Genomic DNA, 19,692 nt, shown 5'->3' with positions numbered 1-19,692 from the left:
GGAGCTTTATAGTATTCATAAAATTCGTTTCCTGGATGTTGAATTTTCCATTCAGATTTATTGGATACCTGAACTTTATCACCTTCAGCAAATGTCTGCCCTTTACTTGTCTTTACAACAACCATTTTACTTTTTCCACTGTCTGTGTTGTATTCAACAGAAATTTCACCCTTATATGCATCTATTACTGTTCCAACTATAAAGTCTTGGTTTTGTATCTCGCTCACTTTAGAAATAGTATTTTTTGAGTTAGTAATAGAAACATCTGCAAAAGTATTAGATGAGTAAGATAGTAGAGCTCCTGTTAGAATCCCTGCTGCAATAAATTTACGCTTCATATAAAATAAACACCTCTTAAATGTATTACGAGATGATGAACTACCGGTAGCTAACACTCGTGTAACAATTATAGTTACAACCGAATCGGTACGTCAATATAAAATACCTTACAATTTTGTAAGGTATTAAACACAGAATATACATTGACACTTATATATATAAGTAACTATACTAGTTACATTAAATCAGATACATATTTTCTAAAGGTTCAATTTCTGAATGTGTAAATGTTATATAAATAGATTTAATAAATACAATAGAATGTTAGAGGTGCGTATTTTTAATGAAACACAAACTGATTGCAACAAGTATTCTTGCAGGAGCGATATTATCTTATTCATTTAATACTTTAGCAGATACTCAAAAATTTCCTGATGTTCCAAAATGGGCAGAGCAATCTGTAAACTATTTAGTGGATAAACAAGTCTTAATTGGTTATCCAGATGGAACTTTTGGTTCACATGATTTATTAGACAGAGCTTCCGCCACGAAAATTATGACAAAAGTATTAGGTATACAAATTGACTTCGATGCAAAACCATCTTTTACAGATTCACAAAACCATTGGGCTACCCCTTATATTGCTGCTGCTGAAAAAGCTGGCATTATTAAAGGAGAAGGGAATGGAGTCTTCAATCCATCCGGAAAAGTTACTCGCGCTGCTATGGCGACGATGCTAGTAAATGCATATAAACTACAAAGTACAACAAATAATAATGACCAAAGTAAATTTGAGGATTTAAAAGGACATTGGGGTGAAAGATTCGCCAATATTTTAATTGACCTAAAAATTTCCGTTGGTACCGATAATGGCTGGCAACCAAATAGATTCATAACACGTGCTGAAGCTGCTCAACTTACTGCAAAATCTGATCAAATTCAAAAGAACACTAACAAACAAGTTGAAAATAGTATGAGAGCAGATTCAATTTCTAAAGTGGATATTGAAGTTAACAAACAAGTTGAAAATAGTACGAGAGCAGATTCAGTTTCTAAAGTGAAACAATCAACTACACAAAGTGATAAACTTCAAAACAATACTACTCAACCTTTTATTGAAAAAAATAATAAGCAAACAGGTAAAGTAATTGAAAAGGGATCTAAATATTTAATAGTTAAACAGGGTGATGTAACCATTAAAACCAATGTACGTAAGAAAGTTCTAGAAAATATAAATATTGGAGATATAGTACATATTTATGCCGAAAGTTTTACAGGTTCTAATTTACCAATGAAAGAACAAACTTTATATGCACATAGTTCTATTGTCCAAAAAATAGGGGAACCTATAGATTCAAACTACATAAAATTCACAGGGGAAGTTGTGAGTAAGGATGGAAATTACCTTGTAGTGTCTAATGGTAAGATGAAAATGTCAGCTAGAACATCATCCAAAGTAATAGAAGAGATTAATATTGGAGATACAGTCAATATATATACTACAACCGTTGTAGGAGGAATGATTGGAATTAGTTCTGCTGGTTCATCTGTTATTGAAAAATACCTTTAATTATGAAAAATAAGCTGAACTATGAATACATGTAAAAAAATAAAAAGGACAATATCCTCTTATCATTAATAAAAATATATCACTGTTAAATGGTGGTATATTTTTATTTTCAAAAGAATCCTTATACATAGCTGCAAAGAAATACAATTCACATTTAATTAATGGATTTGCTATTGAAAATCATGGTAAATATGAATACGTATATATAACTAAAGAAATTTCCTTATAAAAAAATACCCACTTTTTTGTCTAAAACAATAGTAGGAATAGACGTATCCACTTTCTTGTCTAAATAGTTCTCATTTTCATGTCTTTCTACATTTGTAAAAAGACATGAAAATAGGAACTAATTTTATAGTGTAAAATGCTCAATTATCTACAGAGACAGTTCATTTAGTACCCATTTTCTTGTCCACATATTGAGACAAGAAAATGGGTACTTCTTTAAACGGAGACACCAAAGTGGATACTTTCTGAATAGACTTCAAATTATAGATTTGAAATAAATACAAGATCTTTGCAAGAAAGACGTGAGGTTTCTAAAAAGATACGATGCTTTATCTCTTCATTTAAACCAATTAGAAGCACACAATATAATACTTTTATTAAAATTAATGAAATAGAAGACTAACTTTATATATCTATAAAGTTAGTCTTCTATTCGTAACAACAATTATTTATGAGAATTCAGGTCCTGTTTTTCGTTTTAGGAAACAAAGAATTGCTTAGCTTGATAGCGATATGGCGGAATCACTATAATTAGTCTGTTATCGATTATTTGTTAAATTCTTTGAAAATACATCTTTCGTGATGTAGAAAGAATGCATACCTGCAAATTCTTTAAATTCTTCATTTAAATTTTTGATTTTTTCTTCAAATTGAAATCCGAGCTTTTTCAAAACTCTAATTGATGCTTTGTTTTCAGGGAATACAACAGCAACAACACGCTCTATCCCTATTTTTAAAAATGCGTATTGTAAAAGGGCGTATGTGGCTTCCGTTGCATAACCTTTTCCCCATTTATCATACGATAAAGCATAATACATTTCTGTAGATGTAATCTCAAAGTCTAAAGGATCTAATTCACAATATCCGCTAAACCTTTGAGAAGTTTTTTCAAAAATAGAAAGATTGAATTTAGCAATATTATTTACGTTGTTTTTTTGTTCATCTCTATGCTCCATAGAATAATATCTTGTATTTCTTCTAGTGAATACGACGGAGATGGCATAAAACGGTTTGTTTTGGGATGTTTTTGTAATTCGTATAAAGGTTTTGCATCAGATATGTGATAAGGTTTGATTAATAATCTTTTGGTTTCGATATGAGCCGTACTAACAATCTACAGTACTACGTCTGATCTTGTTTCATTAGTTATTTCAGTAGTATTAATAGCATCAGCTGGAGAATCATTGTTAGTTTGACTAGGTGTCTTCTCTTTATCAACACGAAACTTGTTTAGCATCTCCATAATAATCCATAAGGGGACACCTTTATCTTTTAACATTTTCCATGAGCAGAAGGAGAATCTTGAGTATTCTTTACTGTACCCACAGTTGAATACTTTGTAGATTGATTTACCCTATGTGCATTTAAACCAATTTCCATTCCTTACACCTGTTCCCTTTAAATGTTTATATATAGATATTACGAGTTAAAAGATACTTTGGAAATATAAATTTATGGAACTATTACTATCAATATTCATTGAAAGATCAACTCTTAGTAGATATTTTTATAAGTATTTTAGTAATTGAATGATTTCTTTTTTAAACTCAGGACTTGCTAATTTCAATAACTTAGGGACTTCTCTAAAGTGTTTTACAAGGGCTTTATTGATTTTATTAGAGTAATGCTTTTTGTCACCTGTAAGCAGGTCTACAATGTCGTTTTTTAACGAAGTACTCACTTTCCCCCATAAAAATTCTGATTCTGTCTTATGTTTATCAATAAATATTTTTACTTGATTAATAAAAGGATCATTTTTATGCTGAATAGCATCTTGTAACTGTGTAATTGTCATCACTTCTGCTTGAAGAGATTGGTACATAGGATCTGGATTAGCATTTTCGGCAGCACTTACATTTGTTGCGAAAACTCCAATACTACTACATCCAATCATACTAGCCAAAGCAATTCCTGTACATTGTTTTACAAATGATTTTGGTTTTCTTGCGTTCATAATAAATCTGCCTCCTATATTAATATTTTGTCTTACAGGTAAATGCTACCATATTTATAAGGAGTTTGGGCATATCGAATGTTACAATAAAGTTAAATATTGGGATTTTAAACTTTGTGATAATACGTTTAAAGATTCAATTGGACCTGGTGGTTTGGAAAGTAAGTCTTTTTTCTGAAGTTGGATATACGTTAGAAAGGGCTGTTAAACTAGGAATAAATGATAAGGGGCTAAATGCTGATGGAAATGTGAGTATGATTAAAATAAAGATTTGATGATAAATAAGAGCACATTTGTATATCCGCTCTTAGAAAGGGAAGTAGACAGTCAGTGATAATACAAGAAAATGATTTATTGGATATAAAAAGGAGATTGGAACACAAGAAAAAATTCAGCGTCGATAAATTGATATGAGCTTTTCTACATGTGAAAGAAAAGAGTCTAATTTTACGAAAGATGAAATCCTATCAGCAGCTCGTGATTTTAAACCTTTTTCTATTGATGAATATGGAGAGAAGAGTTTTGGTGGTAAGCACCCTGATGCAGATATTCTATTTAGAAATAAAGGATCAAAACGATTAGATAGGGCACATTATTTTACACTTGGTGCAAGAGTAAGTTCAATATTACCAATGAAAATAGCTTCTTATTGTAATGCTTTAGAATGCCTGTTTACTACCGATAAGTCTGAAGTAAGCCGCAAAATTGCAGAACGTGTTGCATTAATGTTAGGCACTTCAGATGAATCAAAGAAAGAGTATTTCGACCTTATTAAAAAGGCTTATGGATGTCGTTCGACTGTGGTACATGGTCAACATATTAAAGGCGAAGAAAGTGATTTCATTGAAATTTCTAAAAAATTAGATGATATTCTAAGACAACTACTTGTTGCAAAACATGAGATATTTTCAAAAAAAGATTTAGAGATAGAGACGTTCTTTACTGATTTACTCTTTAAAACTAAATAACAACTCTACTCAATTTACTAGAAATACCACCAACTCATGATGCACCTATAGATGCAGTAACGATAACTTTTAAAGAAAATTTAAAATAAGATAATCAAATTAAAAAATCTATACAAAAAGAACCAATCATAAATTGCCCGGTTCTTTTTGTATATCTAAGAATTATAGTTAACAATAACATGAAATTTATTTTCACATAGCTAATTAACTTTAAATATATACCTTTCTAAAAGAACCCTAAATTATTACACAAGACCAATTAGATTTAGTTCGATAAAATTTTAGTTTTGACTTTCTTGTCTAAATAGTTTAAAGTTTCATGTCTTTGTACAATTTCTAAGTGTAGAAAGACATAAAAGTCTAAACTAAAATCTCATGAGCAATCGCTGATAAATAGCCATTATCATAAGTTTTGTAGGTACTTTCTTGTCTTAATAACGGGACAAGAAACTCTAAACTACTTAGCCAGTAATAATGCAATAAGATGATAGTTAACTTTCATCTTATTAAGTTTCCTGAGTATATCAGTAGAAATTAAAATGAAAAGCTAAGTGGTTATATAGACTCATTGCAATTGTCCAGAAGCTTTTGCACCATACTTGTAATAGTCTCCAAAGATTTACAGATAGGATAATCCATTTATTAATATTGGATTATTTTTCCGTTGATGTTTACACAAGACATATGTATAATTTAAATCGTAATCATTACGATTTAAATGGAGGTTTTATAATGAAAATTGCATTTACAAAGAAGGTAGGTATATTAACTATTAGTTCAATGTTAGTGTTAGTAGGCTGTCAGACTTCAGGTTCATCTAAAAAGCAAGAGCAAACATCTGAAAGTCATACACACGAAAATGAACACGAACACAGTCATGCTCATGATGAAGCAACAGAAAAAATTTATGAAGGGTATTTCGAAGACAACCAAGTGAAGGATCGATCACTCTCCGATTGGAAAGGAGACTGGCAATCGGTATATCCATATTTACAAGATGGAACGCTTGATGAGGTATTTGCTTACAAAGCGAAACATAAAGGTAAAATGTCAGCCAAAGAATATAAGGAGTATTATAATGAAGGATATCAAACAGATGTCAACCGTATCGTGATTCAAGGAGATACTGTAACATTCTACAAAAACAAAGAAGAATATTCTGGTAAATATATCTATGATGGGTACAAAATTTTGACATATGATGCAGGGAATAGAGGTGTAAGATACATATTTAAACTAGCAGAAAAAACAGAAGGAGTTCCTCAGTATATTCAATTTAGTGATCATGGTATTTATCCGAATAAATCTGGTCACTACCACTTGTATTGGGGTGACAATCGTGAAGCTTTATTGGATGAAGTCATACACTGGCCTACCTACTACCCATCGGATATGGATGGACATGATATTGCCCACGAGATGATGGAGCATTAAATTAGGGGCCACGATGATTATTTCTTTGACAAATATGTAAGATTCAAAGGTTATCAGTCTAGAATAGTATTGTTTAATACTCAAAAGTTAACTATAAAAAATACTCTTTTATAATAACAAGTGATTTATACATGCTTTTGATAGATATTTTAGTAAATGTACTAAATCAAATAAATTGAGAAAAAGTAATCCTACACTTCGGTAAACGGTCTTGTAAAGATACAGTTGCAATAGAATTGTTCGTGGAAGTAGGGTATTCACCTCACGTGAAATCAACTGAACTAAAAGCAGAAGAAATTCGTTTAATTACTAATATAAACCATAAAATGAAACGAATGGTAAACTGTATATACGTATAATGCATCTAATCCCTAAAAATTCATATTTTTGGGGATTTTTCTTTAAATAAATTATATTCTTTCGAATTTATTTATTTGGTTTAACATTAAATTAAGTGGATATTATATAAATCTTAAAATATTTTAGTTTAGACTTTCTTGTCCCAACTAAGTTCCCCAAATGATAGTTTAGACTTTCTTGTCTAATTAGTTTAGAGTTTCATGTCTTTGTTGTACAAAGACATGAAACTCTAAACTAATTCTATAGTGTAAAATGCTGAATTATCTAAGGAAGAAGTTCATTTAGTACCCATTTTTATGTCCACATATCGAGACAAGAAAATGGGTACTTTTTTAAATAGAGACACCAAAGTGGATATTTTCTAATTGAAATACGCACATTAATGATCCATCGAAAAACATTTAGTAATCAACATTCGATATATATTTTGATGTCACAAAGTCATTAGGCGAATGGAATTAACCGATTTCTTGAAATGACTGCATGAAAGTAGGTATTTTCTTATTTGAAAAGGGTACTATTTTTTAGTTTTTGTTATATATCTTGTTATGTATAGAAACGATGAAAAATGAGCTCAAGGAAAGTATACTAATTACAAATAGACAAATTTTAAATACAGATAAATCTATAAGCGGTGATTGATCATTTCTTTGTTTATTTCTTTCAATAAGAATAAAGAAAGCAAACACAAAAAATGATAGGACAAATATGCTTAATAGGGGTTCAGCCCATCACCATCAAGCTAAGGTTTTGAAGTACCCCCTAAATGAAATTTTCTTTCTCTACAGATAGTTACTCTGAAAAGTCAGCTCATTTTTTCGTTTTGGGGGCATTATAAAATGCTTAAGTTGATGGATGTGTGGTGTTTCCCCATATTAATAAAATGTTACATTTATTTTGTATACTAAATAAGAGTTTTACTTATGTAGGTAAGTTATTACTCTATATAACGCCAACTTGTTAATATGTAAAATAGTAAAAAGGTGCTTATGTATTTTAACATAAGCACCTTTTTTACTTTGAAAGATTAAAAGATGGCAATTCGCTATTTTATACAGTAGATCGCGATTTTTTTAGAAAGTCGGATCATTTGTTAGGAAGGTTTCCCACATTTGTTTTGTTTGTTGAACAATCTCATCTCTTGAGGCACAAAGTCTGTTCTCAGTGCCAGCATACCCTATTTCTATATCTCCATTTCTAACTCCTTTAAAAACAGCATTTGTAAATTCATCTAATGGGACACCAAAATCATGCAATCCAGCACCACCTAAATCAGTATTAACTGCTGGTGGAAAGATCTCAATAACATTTATGTTTGTTTTAGATAGTTGTAATCTCAATGATGTTGTAAACGAATGAAGTCCTGCTTTTGTGGCGCTATAAACCGGAACCCAAGCACCTGGAGTAATAGCTAATCCCGAGGATACATTGATAATTGTAGCATGCTTTTTTTTCATCAAGTGCGGAATAAAAAGCATAGAAAGATGGATAGGCGCATCCATGTTAATTGAGACTTCTTTGCGGTAATCAGCCCAATTATCAATTGGCCTTAAAAGATTTATTCTTTGTTGAATACCTGCATTATTAATTAACACATTTAAATCAGGGAATTTATTATGGGCCCATTTTACTAATGCTTGACGTTCTGATTCATTAGAAACATCACAAACCCTTGTATAAAGTTGAGGGAATTTCTTTTTTGCTGCACTTAACTTCTCTTCTCGTCTTCCTACAATGATAACCTTATTGTTTTCCTTTAAAAAACGCTCAACTAATGCTAAACCAATACCTGTTGAACCGCCGGTGATCAAAATAGTATTTCCTGATAAAATCAAGTTTCTTCCTCCTCGAATATAATTGCAAATATTTTATACGAAACTAATTTTAAAGATTGTTTCTACTTCTGATATATTGGGATTAATCCCTCCTTTATTACAATTTACAAAAAAAATATATTGTAAGTCAAGAGATAAAATGTTAAGCTACTGATACTCGGAAGAAGATTATAAGCAGGTAGAAAATAAGTGAATATAGATTAACAACACGTATTTTCTAAATAGAATAACAAGAGTAAATTTTAAATGATACTTTAAAATCAAATTCCTTAATTGTTCATTTATTCGATTTTTTATGCACAAAACTTACAAAAAATAAATTTTATAAGTTGTAATTATGTATGTTAGACTATTGTCTACTGAAGGATAGTTCTATAGCCACGTTGATTTGCTGATAGAGGTATCAAATTAAAATGAACGTATGACTTAATGGTATTGAGAAACAGGTTTATAAGGAAAGTTTGTTAATTCAGTAACGGAAGAGAAAAAATTTCAAATGAAATATAGGAAAGGTGAGAACAATGACTGAAAAAGCATTAACGAAGGATGTCATTCTTGATGTTGCAGAAAAAGAACTTATCAAATATGGCTGGAGTAGAACAACACTTGTTAGTATCGCTAAATCTTTGGATGTAAGCCATGCGGCACTATATTCTTATTTTCGGAGCAAAGTAGCACTCCGAGATGCCATTCTTGAAAGATGGTTGTTAAAATATTCCGATACACTCGATGTAATTACAAAGCAGGAAGGAAGCGCTGAAGAACTTCTGTACGAATGGTTTTTCTGTTTATTTCAACTCAAAAGAAAGGAACTGATTGAGAATGAAGAAGTCTTTGCGCTAAATACATCCTTAATTGAAAAATATAATCCAGTCATTCAAAACCATGAAGAAAGTTTAGTGAATCAATTAGAAATCATTATTAAGAATGGCATAAAAAATAAAGAAATTATTAATCAAGATAGCTCTTTATTAGCAAATTCTATCTTTAAACTTATGTCTTGCTTTTATCATCCTGCTTTTTCTAAACAATGGAGAAGCAAAGACATAGTTAATGAATTTAATACGTCCTGGAAGATATTATCTCGTGGTATTTTCCATTCGACAAATTAGTTATGCTTCTAGGCGGAATTTAAATTATGGTTTAAATTTCCTAATTATATCACTATTTCTTATTTGGATTGCATCATCTGTTTATGTTGTTTGGATCGTAGGAATATTTTTTGGTCGGGGTTCTGTTACTCCATCTATACAATCTTGGGTAAATATTTTAGCTGTCCCAAATAAGGAATGGAATGGCAAAAGTGGCTTATTTTAATGCATTTGATATTGGTCTTGGATTTGGTAGCTTAGTTCTTAGTGTAATAGCTGGATTAACTAGTTACACAAATATGTATGACTTTTCAATTCTTTTAATTTTCATGTTTACAATAAGTATATTAGCTCAAGCTAATATACAAACCAAACAGAAAAATCCCATCAGGTTAAATTGAATGAAAATATGAGGTGATTTCATGAGTAATTGGGATCAGGAGTTCAAATGTGAACAAGAACGAGTTGATGTAGTCGTTGAAAAAGTAAATCAGAAACTCGATGAATTGCAGGAACAAATGGGTTCAGTAAAAGCAGAAATTATTAGCTTAAGAAAGAATTTTTGGGAAGATGTTACAGTAAATATTGATAATATTAAAGAAATGGTTGAGACTGCTGCTAGCATTCGGCAGGAGTCAGAGATTCTTTCAGAAAGAGAACATACTCATCGGCATGTACAAAATCAATATCAACTTTTGAAGAAACTAAAAGAAACCCCATATTTTGGACGAATTGATTTTTTAGAAGAAAATGAGAGAGAAGTTGATCAAATTTATTTAGGAATTGGTTCATTTTACGACAATGAAACTGAAAGTTTTCTCGTTTATGATTGGCGTGCTCCTATTTCTAGCCTTTATTATGACTATTCCTTGGGATTTGCAAAATATCAAGCTCCTGCCGATACGATATCAGGAGAACTACTTCTTAAACGTCAATATCTAATTCGTAGCAGGAAAATTCAAAGCATGTTTGATACTGGGGTAACAATTGGTGACGAATTATTACAAGAAGTTTTGGGAAGAAATGCAAGCGATCAAATGAAAAGTATTGTTTCAACAATACAAAAAGAACAGAATCAAATTATTCGAAACGATCAGAGCAGTTTATTACTTGTTCAAGGTACAGCAGGGAGTGGGAAAACTTCCGCTGCCTTACAACGAATTGCTTATTTAATGTATCGCTATCGTGAAACAATAAAGCCAGAGCAAATATTATTATTTTCTCCAAACCCAATGTTTAATAGCTATATTTCAAATGTCCTACCTGAGCTTGGTGAAGAAAATGTGCAACAGACTACTTTTCAAGATTATGTAGAACATATGGTAGGGAATGAATTTGTTGTTGAAGATTCATTTGCACAACTAGAATATATTTTAACATCTGGTCAAAACATCGCATATAAAACTCGATTAGATGGAGTTATTTACAAATCCTCTGTTTCATTTATGTCACTTATTGAAAAGTTTATAAAGAGTCTTGGTAAAGAGGGGCTAATCTTTAATGATATAGAGTTTAGAGGTAGGATTTTAATTTCTTCAGATTCCATCTATGATTACTTTTATTCACTTAATCAATCTATTCCATTATCTAATCGCATGCAGTTAACAACAGAATGGATTCTTCAAAAACTTAAGAAGTTTGAAAAACAAGAAAGAAAAAAAGATTGGGTGGAACAAAAAATCCAATATTTAAGTGGAGATGAATATAATCGTTTTCTTGAAGAACAAACAAAAGACAATAAAATTTCTGAAGATATGTTTGATGATTTTGAGCATGAGCATGATTTGCTCACTAAATATATAGTAAAAAAACGTTTTGATTCTTTACGTAAACGAGTGAGATCTTTAATATACGTAAATTCTATGGGAATATTTAAACAATTATTTAGATGGGCACCACAAGATAAATCAGTCCCAAATAATTGGACAGATATATGTAAGCAAACAATAAATCGCCTAGAAGATAACCAATTAGCCTATGAAGATGCTACACCGTATCTTTATTTAAAAGAATTATTAGAAGGATTTAAACGAAATTACTTGGTGAAATTTGTTTTTATTGATGAAGCGCAAGACTATTCACCGTTCCAAGTAGCATTTATAAAGCATCTATTTCCAAAAGCAAAATGGACAATTCTTGGTGATATAAATCAGACAATATTTTCGCATGCAGGAAATACAGGGTTAGAAGTCATTTCTTCTTTATTCCCTAATGAAAAAGCAGAAATAATACGACTTTATCGTAGTTATCGTTCAACTCGTCAGATTGTTGAATTTACCAAACATATGTTAACAGATGGAGATTTAATTGAACCTTTTAATAGATCTGGAAATAAACCATTATGCATGAAGGCATATAGTGAAAAAGAGCATCTAGAAAGTGTGATTCAACGAGTTAATAAGTTACAAAAAGATGGTCACAAAACAATCGCAATCATTTGTAAAACTGCTAAAGAAAGTGAGAAAGTGGCAAAATTAATAGCCGATGATTTAGATTTTTATCTTATCAATAAAGAAAGTACAGTTTATGAACAAGGGGTATTAATCATACCGACTTATTTAGCAAAAGGAATAGAGTTTGATGCAGTAATTATTTTTAATGGATCAAATCAGGCTTATCATAAGGAGTCTGAAAGAAAGCTCTTCTATACAGCTTGTACAAGAGCCATGCATGAATTATCAATTCATACTTTAGGAGAAATAACTCATTTCCTTTCAACAGTTCCAGAGGACTTATTTGAAAGCGAGTCGCTTTCAAATAAGAATCTATAGGAAAGTGGAAATTAGTATATAATTAATTACTTTTAAAAATTAACTCATGTGAAATTTATTTATAACTTGGAAAGGATAGGATAAGTGATGACAGGTATTTTAGATACATTTCAAAATTGTAGTAAAGAGGTTTCAGAATTACTCCCAATTCCTAATAATGTGCAGTTAGTCAGCGTACTAGAAGAAATACGAGATGGTATAAAAGTTGAAGTTCGTCGCTATCAAACACAAGATACAATTCAATTCAGAGGTCCTCATATCACAACAATCGCATCTCAAGAGGGTAGATATCCTCTAAGTTACACAAATCTAATAGCTAAACCTTCAGGAGAATTTCTAAACTCAGATTATGCGGCAGGTCTTGCAATGGATATAATGTTCGCTATTGATCCAGAATATGCCGAGGGATTAACGATCCTTCGAATTGAGAAACAAACAAGATGTTTTATAAATAGTGCAAAAGATATAGTAGAATTCCCGGTTTTATGGATTAAGATGATGCATAGTAATGGAAGTTATAACTGGGTGACATTAGGAAGTGGTGGAAAAGTAGTAGAATTTGAACGACAAGTGCAATGGGATTATCTAGCTGGTCGACGTCAAACAGAAATGTGGTTCCATGATGAGTGGGTTCTTGCACGAATGGGAAAAGGTCCACAGCTTCCACCCCCAATCGCTTTGGCTTAGGCATATAGTTTATATTTAAAAGTTAACTTGGTATTAAAAAATATATGATTATTGCAAATTTAAGAAAATGTATAAAAACACAATTAATTGGAATGAAAAGATTTTCAAGAATAAAAAACAGTTGAATTTCAACTGTTTTTTTATTCTTTGAGAGCTACTCCAATTGCTTACACTGGAATAGGAGGACTTTATGCAACAACAAAACTTTACAACAGGAGATATATGGAAACAATTATTTTTATTTTCAACTCCTATCATGGTTACAAATTTACTACAAGTTTCTTATCAATTTATTGACAGTCTTTGGGTTGGAAATTTATTGGGTGCAAATGGACTAGGAGCAATAGCTGTTTCAAGTACGGTTATTTTCACAATTCTATCTTTCATTATTGGGATAAATAATGCAACGTTAACTATTTTTTCTCAACAAAAAGGAATGAAAGACAGAGAAGGATTAACCTCCTTTTTAAATGCCTTTATTGTATTATTGACGTGTTTGTCGATTGGTTTGGGGATAACCGGTTATCTTTTTTCTGAAGATATTCTAGTGCTACTTGGGATACCATCAGAAATGCTACGAGAAGCTAATGCCTACTTACAAATTAACTTTATTGGAATTTTATTTTTATTTGGTTATAACTTTATTGGGACTGTTTTAAGAGCATTAGGTGATAGTCGAACACCAATTCAGTTTGTGATAATTGCAGTTATTTTAAATACAATTCTTGATCCTCTATTTATTCACGTATTAGGACTAGGTATTGATGGCGCTGCCTATGCAACAATCCTCTCAGAAGGTGTTGCATTTGCATATGGGATGTTCTTGATTATCAACAAAGGGCTAATCCCGCTAACTCAACTTTCTGTTCCAAAACGAGGGGAATTTTTTCTGATTTTAAAATTAGGTATTCCAGCTGGTTTGCAGATGATGGCAATTACTGGGGGAGTAATGGCAATTATGAGTGTTGTCACTTCATTTGGGAAGGATGTTGTCGCAGGTTTTGGCGCTGCTCAGCGATTAGATAGTGTTATTATGTTGCCAGCTATGGCACTCGGAACAGCAGTTAACAGCATGGCTGGACAAAACATTGGGGCAAAACAAATGAATCGTGTTCATAAAATTGCATTTTATGCCATGATTTATAATTTAGTGATAATGTTTATCGTTGCAGTGTTTATTGTATTTCTAGCACAATTTTGTGTGAAACTCTTTATACAAGATAAACATGCAGTCGAATTTGGAACAAAATACTTGCAAACCATTGCTTTTTTCTATCCGTTTTTAGGAATAAATTTTGTGTTAAACGGAATTGTACGTGCTTCCGGAGCAATGATACAAGTACTCGTATTGAATATAATTTCATTTTGGGTTTTACGTTATCCATTAACCCTCCTGTTTTCCAAAAAATCAGGAGATGATGGCATCGCTTATGGGATGGGGGTAAGCTTTGTAATAAGCAGTATCATTGCATTTGTATATTATCGATATGGAAAATGGGATCAAAAATTCTTATTTAATAGCAATAAATAAAGTAACTTATTATCAAAATCAGGTTAGTTTCTATGATATATTCACAATTCAACTTTCAAGCCTTACTAGGTTTTTGTACTTGACTTATATCAGAATAAGTTTTTTATAAAAATTGTTTTTTAGTTAATCAATGGCTTATTACTATCCTAGCTAAACTCTAAAAAAGGTTATTTATAAAATATAAATTTGGCTCCACGAGTAAAATACTATGAATTAGGAGGACTTTATGAGCGAATCATTGTTACTTAGTATGGTTATTATTATTACATTAGGAATAGCTTCACAATGGGTAGCTTGGCGTTTTCAACTTCCTGCTATTGTTGTAATGTCGGTAATTGGTTTATTAATTGGACCAGTTTTAGGGATTATTAATCCTAAGGAAATACTTGGTGATATTTTTAATCCGCTCATTTCCCTTTCTGTTGCAATTATATTATTTGAGGGAAGTTTGAGTTTAGATATTCGTGAATTAAGAGGACTTTCAAAGCCTGTATTTCGTATCGTTACATTTGGTGCTTGTATAGCATGGATTGCTGGTTCATTAGCGGCATATTATGTTGCTGGATTAGACTGGGCAATCGCATTTATAATTGGAGGACTTTTTATTGTCACCGGTCCGACGGTTATCATTCCATTATTACGCCAAGCAAAATTAAAATCCAGAACAGCAGCAGTGTTAAAATGGGAAGGGATTATTGTTGACCCGTTCGGTGCTTTACTCGCTGTGTTTGCATTTCAAATTGTAAACTTTTTAACAAAAGAAAACATGCAGGTAAATACATTGCTGTATTTCTTTGCTGGTTCCTTATTTGCAATTGTATTAGGATACGGTTTTAGGATTTTAATTAGCTATATGATTTTAAAAGGAAAAATACCAGAGTATTTAAAATCACCTATTTTATTTGTTGCAGTTCTGCTCTGTTTTGGAATTTCAGATGAAGTGATGCATGAAACAGGAATGTTAGCTGTAACTGTTATGGGGGTTACATTAGCTCGCATGAAAAAATATATTTCTTCGATTGGTGACATTCGTCATTTCAATGAAAATATATCGGTGTTATTAACCTCTACAGTATTTATTATATTGACAGCATCATTGCCAAGAACGACAATCATAGAAATCTTTAGCTGGCCAATTATTAGCTTTGTCTTAATTATGCTTTTTGTTGTTCGTCCGTTATCAATTTGGTTATCAACAATAGGAACGGAATTAACAATTCCAGAACGTGCATTAGTTGGTTGGATAGCACCAAGAGGGATTGTAGCATTAACCGTATCAAGTTACTTTGCGACAGAGTTATTAGAGGAAGGCTATCAGGATGCTTCTATTTTAACAACATTAACATTTGCTCTTGTAATTACTACTGTCTGTGTACATGGATTCTCAATAGGCTTTTTAGCAAAAAAATTAGGACTTGCCAATACACAGCCTCCAGGTATATTAATTTCTGGTGCTAATAATTTTTCTATTGCATTTGGAATGCATTGTAAAGAAATGGGGATTCCAATATTAATTGTTGATATATCTGAAGAACACTTAAAATATGCAAAGGAGAAAGATCTTGAAACCTATAATGGGCAAATATTATCAGAACAATTACAATTTGACATAGATATGAATCGCTTTGATTATATTATGGCTGCTACTGATACAGATTCTTATAACGTTTTAGTAGCAAACACCTATGTACCACAATTTGGTTATCATAATACATTTTTGTTACCCGTTCATGATATGGAAAAAATTGCACAAGAACGTATTTCTCTTTCCAAGAAGGCTCATTTACTTTTTGGAAAAGGAGAGGTATATGAAGAACTGAATAGAAAAATTGAAGTAGGCTACAAATTTAAATTTATTAGAGTAGAGAAAGAGCAAAAAATAAATAAGCAAGAACAAAGAACAGGAGATGTATTATTATTTGTTCGTCATCGTGATGGTAGCCTTACATTTTCAACACTATATGAATATTTAACGGTTACATTAGGTGATGAGTTAATTGTACTCACCAAGGAGTAATGTAGATAATTCGAAATTTAAAACAGAATGCCTGGAATAAATGGTCATTAATTTAATTGGTAATCTGTATCATGAGATTCGTCATGCATGGCAATTTGAAAATAATTTATTCCAAGATGAAAACATGCAAATCTTTAAAGAACTTATACTGGACTTTTAGAAAAAAGAAAAAATCTCACGTGAAATTAAACTTATATAAGCTTAGCTTGATGAGCACGGGGTACCGCCCACATTTTAACTTAAATATACGCTAAGCAAATTTCGACATAAAATAAGCCGAGCTTCCACTCCTCTTTCCATCATCTTATGTAATTGACGTTGTTCATTTTGATCTTTTGTACTTACACATATATATCCATAAATATTTGCCATATTTAATATGTTCCTTACATTTGTTACCACAATTATACTACTTTCGTTTATAAAGGTGTTCGCTAAAAATAAACGTTTACAAAATAATCTTAATGACCTTTATAAACTTGATGTTTCATAGATGTTCTTTAACTGTTTGTAAAGGTATACCTTTACAAACTGATGGAGAAAAATCTCTACCCATGATAAACAGCAATATTTAACTTAGTTTTCTCAATAAGTATATTATGTATAAAATTATAATAATAGTTAATATTTTCTAATTTATAGTGTACAGTAGATATGCGGGTATTATTTTAGAATTTAGAGGAGGTAACTTTAGATGAAAAAGAAAATTATGTTTACTGCACTGACTTCAACATTATTAGCTATTCCATTATTTTTAGGAGTAAATCATGAAACGAAGGTTGAAGCAAAATCTACTCTTGCGAGTGGTTTTTGTAAAAGTTCTCAGGCTACATCTTACATAAGTACATTTGTAGGTGATAAAGAAGAGTTTGAGGGCGTAGAATTTGAGGCAATAAAAGGACATCCAGATATATATTATTTACGTTCATACGAAAAAGATGGATATGCACTTCTTGAAGGTAAAAAACCAGGAAAGGGCTGTCTAAAGGTTGTTGAATCTGATGGTGAAGTGTATTACTGGGATGTACTAGTTAAAGAAAGATAAAAATTAAATTTCTATTGGGTAGCACCACACATCCATCAAGCTATAATTTTAGATTATCCCCAAAATGAAATATTTATCTTTCTATAGTGATGTATGAGCCTTTAACTCATTTTTTCGTTTTGGGGAACAATGAATTTCTTAGCTTGATGGGCATGTGGTGAGACTCCTAAAACACCTATAAAATTTTACATCTAAAAAATGAAAATATGCATATTTTCAAATCAAATAACAAAATTGTAAATATATAGGTTACAATGGATGTGTAGACACTCTCCGAGTCTCCTAAGTATCTATTTTTCGATACGAAGTCTCTTTATAGACTTCGTTTTTTTTTATAAAAAATGAAAGTAAACTTATAGCCATTAGTTTACTTTCGATTTTTATAAAATATTGAATTTATCTAAAATCCCCTGACACCCTCAGAATCAAAAAACAAAAGTATACATTCAAAACACTGTAAATAAAGAAATTAGAACATTTTTAAACAAAAAATAGATCCAAACTAATCTTTTATATAAATACGATTATGATAGCTGTATACACAAAATTAAGGAAACTACTTATTAACGTGAAAATATTTGCATAAAATGAACATGTTTTCATAATAGAGAATGAGCGTTAGTCCCCAATAGTATGAATATGTTAAATTAATTCATTATTTTCCATTTAAAAGAGGATAGCTACACTATAAATTTTCATAAAATGTTCAAAATATATAATGGAGTTGATACAGTGAATCTATTAAAAAAGGATATTAAGAAAGTTGAAGAAATATGCTTGGGATTTGGTGTAAGTTTGGAGCTGATAGAAGCTATTATTAGTAAATTGGGGTTTCAACAATGGCCTAAAAATAGTGAAGATAACCTGAGAATGCTTTATCAGTCATGGTGCAAAAATGTTCCGCAAGATAATATACATAAAAGGATTTATTTTGGAAATCAAATGTCAGGTCCATTACCAATTGGAAATCCTTCAGAATTCTTTTCGAATTTTTTAGAACATTCAACAGGAGGGACATGTTGGGGACATTCAATCGGTTTATACAGTCTGTTAAAAATTTTAGGATATGATGTGCGCGCTGCGGCAGGATCGATGGTAGGGCTTACTCCACCAGAAAATGGTCCAAGTCATGGCACGGTCATTGTTACAATTGAAGATCAACAATATTTGGTAGATGGTATTTTAATGATTGAAGATATTGTTCCTTTATCCCAAGAACGTCCTTCAATCGGAGGATCTCTACCTTTTACAATCAAGATATATCCGAATTTTAATGATTTGTGGGATATTGTATTTCGAACGGGTCACAGTGAGAAAGAACTTACCTGTAGGTTAGAGATTGATAATGTCGAATTTTCATATTTACAGGAGCGTTGGGAAAATACTCGAAACTATAGCCCATTTAATAGTAGTTTATTTATTCGTAAAAACATTGGGAAAAAGGCTGTTACACTTAGTCGAAATAAACTTTTTCATTTAAATGAAGCTGGTAATATTACAGTTGAGGAAATAGTAACGAATCTAGAAAAGAAACGAATTTTAATTAACATATTTGATTTGAGTGAGGAAATTGTTAATGCAATACCGTTGGATGACCCTTAAAAAAATTGGACTTGTCAACATTTACTGAACACGAAGGGTTCTGTTGCAAATGTTTAGCTTACTCTTTAAAATTTTGCAACAGAGCCATAAATATTGGTTTGGGACTTATATTTAAAGGTAAAGCATCCAAAACGGTTGCTTTTTTCTTTGTTGTATAGAAATTACACAATAAACGTATTTAGAGGTTAATTTAGGCATAATGAAGGCCAAGCATCTCCAGCATCATATAATTATACAGAAAGGCTTTTCTGGCATAAAACTAGTATCCCTACACTTTATGTGGTACTTGAATAAGGTGCCATTCATTGAGAAAATAAATA

General features: G+C 31.2%; 14 protein-coding genes and 2 pseudogenes. 10 read left to right on the top strand and 6 right to left on the bottom strand.

Going from position 1 to position 19,692, the window contains the following annotated elements; all coding sequences use genetic code 11:
• Positions 1-338, bottom strand: a pseudogene (locus MR143_RS24605) (hypothetical protein); the annotation flags it as partial.
• Between the two features lie 284 nt (positions 339-622).
• On the opposite strand from MR143_RS24605, the gene MR143_RS24600 reads away from it, so the two are divergent.
• On the top strand, positions 623-1,849 hold the full coding sequence (locus tag MR143_RS24600) for an S-layer homology domain-containing protein (RefSeq protein WP_199697659.1): 1,227 nt from the start codon (positions 623-625) through the stop codon (positions 1,847-1,849).
• Between the two features lie 767 nt (positions 1,850-2,616).
• Here the strand turns inward: MR143_RS24600 and MR143_RS24595 are convergent.
• The 3 genes from MR143_RS24595 to MR143_RS24585 form a co-directional block, all read right to left on the bottom strand.
• A complete protein-coding gene (locus MR143_RS24595) occupies positions 2,617-3,033 on the bottom strand; it encodes a GNAT family N-acetyltransferase (protein WP_242281045.1) in 417 nt (138 codons plus the stop codon).
• A 158-nt stretch (positions 3,034-3,191) separates the two neighbouring features.
• Positions 3,192-3,356, bottom strand: coding sequence for a DUF3914 domain-containing protein (locus MR143_RS24590; protein ID WP_242281044.1), 165 nt, complete (start codon positions 3,354-3,356; stop codon positions 3,192-3,194).
• Between the two features lie 228 nt (positions 3,357-3,584).
• Positions 3,585-4,031 (bottom strand): hypothetical protein, encoded by a 447-nt coding sequence (locus MR143_RS24585; RefSeq protein ID WP_199697658.1) that lies wholly within the window; start codon positions 4,029-4,031, stop codon positions 3,585-3,587.
• 410 nt (positions 4,032-4,441) lie between these two features.
• Between MR143_RS24585 and MR143_RS24580 the strand changes: the two genes are divergently transcribed.
• Entirely contained in the window at positions 4,442-4,999 is a 558-nt protein-coding gene (locus MR143_RS24580; protein ID WP_199697657.1) for a HEPN domain-containing protein, read from the top strand.
• A gap of 732 nt (positions 5,000-5,731) precedes the next feature.
• On the top strand, positions 5,732-6,433 hold the full coding sequence (locus MR143_RS24575) for a ZinT family metal-binding protein (protein WP_199697656.1): 702 nt from the start codon (positions 5,732-5,734) through the stop codon (positions 6,431-6,433).
• A 1,433-nt stretch (positions 6,434-7,866) separates the two neighbouring features.
• Here the strand turns inward: MR143_RS24575 and MR143_RS24570 are convergent.
• A complete protein-coding gene (locus MR143_RS24570; protein ID WP_199697655.1) occupies positions 7,867-8,628 on the bottom strand; it encodes an SDR family oxidoreductase in 762 nt (253 codons plus the stop codon).
• 521 nt (positions 8,629-9,149) lie between these two features.
• Here MR143_RS24570 and MR143_RS24565 point away from each other — a divergent pair.
• The 5 genes from MR143_RS24565 (at position 9,150) to MR143_RS24545 (ending at position 16,725) form a co-directional block, all read left to right on the top strand.
• Complete coding sequence (locus MR143_RS24565; protein WP_199697654.1) at positions 9,150-9,740, top strand: TetR/AcrR family transcriptional regulator; 591 nt, start codon at positions 9,150-9,152, stop codon at positions 9,738-9,740.
• Positions 9,741-10,141: 401 nt separating this feature from the next.
• On the top strand, positions 10,142-12,490 hold the full coding sequence (helD, locus tag MR143_RS24560; RefSeq protein ID WP_199697653.1) for an RNA polymerase recycling motor HelD: 2,349 nt from the start codon (positions 10,142-10,144) through the stop codon (positions 12,488-12,490).
• 87 nt (positions 12,491-12,577) lie between these two features.
• Positions 12,578-13,177: a hypothetical protein gene (locus tag MR143_RS24555; protein ID WP_199697652.1), complete on the top strand. Its 600-nt coding sequence runs from the start codon at positions 12,578-12,580 to the stop codon at positions 13,175-13,177.
• A gap of 190 nt (positions 13,178-13,367) precedes the next feature.
• On the top strand, positions 13,368-14,708 hold the full coding sequence (locus tag MR143_RS24550; protein WP_199697651.1) for an MATE family efflux transporter: 1,341 nt from the start codon (positions 13,368-13,370) through the stop codon (positions 14,706-14,708).
• A 226-nt stretch (positions 14,709-14,934) separates the two neighbouring features.
• Positions 14,935-16,725 (top strand): cation:proton antiporter, encoded by a 1,791-nt coding sequence (locus MR143_RS24545; RefSeq protein WP_242281043.1) that lies wholly within the window; start codon positions 14,935-14,937, stop codon positions 16,723-16,725.
• Between the two features lie 270 nt (positions 16,726-16,995).
• On the opposite strand, the pseudogene MR143_RS24540 reads toward MR143_RS24545, so the two are convergent.
• Positions 16,996-17,127 (bottom strand): annotated as a pseudogene (locus tag MR143_RS24540) (recombinase family protein); the annotation flags it as partial.
• 292 nt (positions 17,128-17,419) lie between these two features.
• Between MR143_RS24540 and MR143_RS24535 the strand changes: the two are divergent.
• Together MR143_RS24535 and MR143_RS24530 are read left to right on the top strand one after the other, a co-directional pair.
• Positions 17,420-17,770, top strand: coding sequence for a hypothetical protein (locus MR143_RS24535; RefSeq protein ID WP_193673045.1), 351 nt, complete (start codon positions 17,420-17,422; stop codon positions 17,768-17,770).
• Positions 17,771-18,502: 732 nt separating this feature from the next.
• Complete coding sequence (locus tag MR143_RS24530; RefSeq protein ID WP_242281042.1) at positions 18,503-19,372, top strand: arylamine N-acetyltransferase; 870 nt, start codon at positions 18,503-18,505, stop codon at positions 19,370-19,372.
• Positions 19,373-19,692 lie beyond the last annotated feature (320 nt).

It is taken from the genome of Bacillus cereus group sp. BfR-BA-01347 (genome assembly GCF_022663835.1).
Lineage (GTDB): Bacteria > Bacillota > Bacilli > Bacillales > Bacillaceae_G > Bacillus_A > Bacillus_A thuringiensis_K.
The sequence above is the reverse complement of the archived record's forward strand: the minus strand, read 5'-3'. Positions and strand labels throughout refer to the sequence as shown.

Excerpts from the sequence above, each read along its gene's own strand:
- MR143_RS24600 (WP_199697659.1), top strand. The coding sequence starts at position 623 with ATGAAACACAAACTGATTGCAACAAGTATTCTTGCAGGAGCGATATTA.
- MR143_RS24595 (WP_242281045.1), bottom strand. The coding sequence starts at position 3,033 with ATGGAGCATAGAGATGAACAAAAAAACAACGTAAATAATATTGCTAAA.
- MR143_RS24590 (WP_242281044.1), bottom strand. The coding sequence starts at position 3,356 with ATGTTAAAAGATAAAGGTGTCCCCTTATGGATTATTATGGAGATGCTA.
- MR143_RS24585 (WP_199697658.1), bottom strand. The coding sequence starts at position 4,031 with ATGAACGCAAGAAAACCAAAATCATTTGTAAAACAATGTACAGGAATT.
- MR143_RS24580 (WP_199697657.1), top strand. The coding sequence starts at position 4,442 with ATGAGCTTTTCTACATGTGAAAGAAAAGAGTCTAATTTTACGAAAGAT.
- MR143_RS24575 (WP_199697656.1), top strand. The coding sequence starts at position 5,732 with ATGAAAATTGCATTTACAAAGAAGGTAGGTATATTAACTATTAGTTCA.
- MR143_RS24565 (WP_199697654.1), top strand. The coding sequence starts at position 9,150 with ATGACTGAAAAAGCATTAACGAAGGATGTCATTCTTGATGTTGCAGAA.
- helD (WP_199697653.1), top strand. The coding sequence starts at position 10,142 with ATGAGTAATTGGGATCAGGAGTTCAAATGTGAACAAGAACGAGTTGAT.
- MR143_RS24555 (WP_199697652.1), top strand. The coding sequence starts at position 12,578 with ATGACAGGTATTTTAGATACATTTCAAAATTGTAGTAAAGAGGTTTCA.
- MR143_RS24550 (WP_199697651.1), top strand. The coding sequence starts at position 13,368 with ATGCAACAACAAAACTTTACAACAGGAGATATATGGAAACAATTATTT.
- MR143_RS24545 (WP_242281043.1), top strand. The coding sequence starts at position 14,935 with ATGAGCGAATCATTGTTACTTAGTATGGTTATTATTATTACATTAGGA.
- MR143_RS24535 (WP_193673045.1), top strand. The coding sequence starts at position 17,420 with ATGAAAAAGAAAATTATGTTTACTGCACTGACTTCAACATTATTAGCT.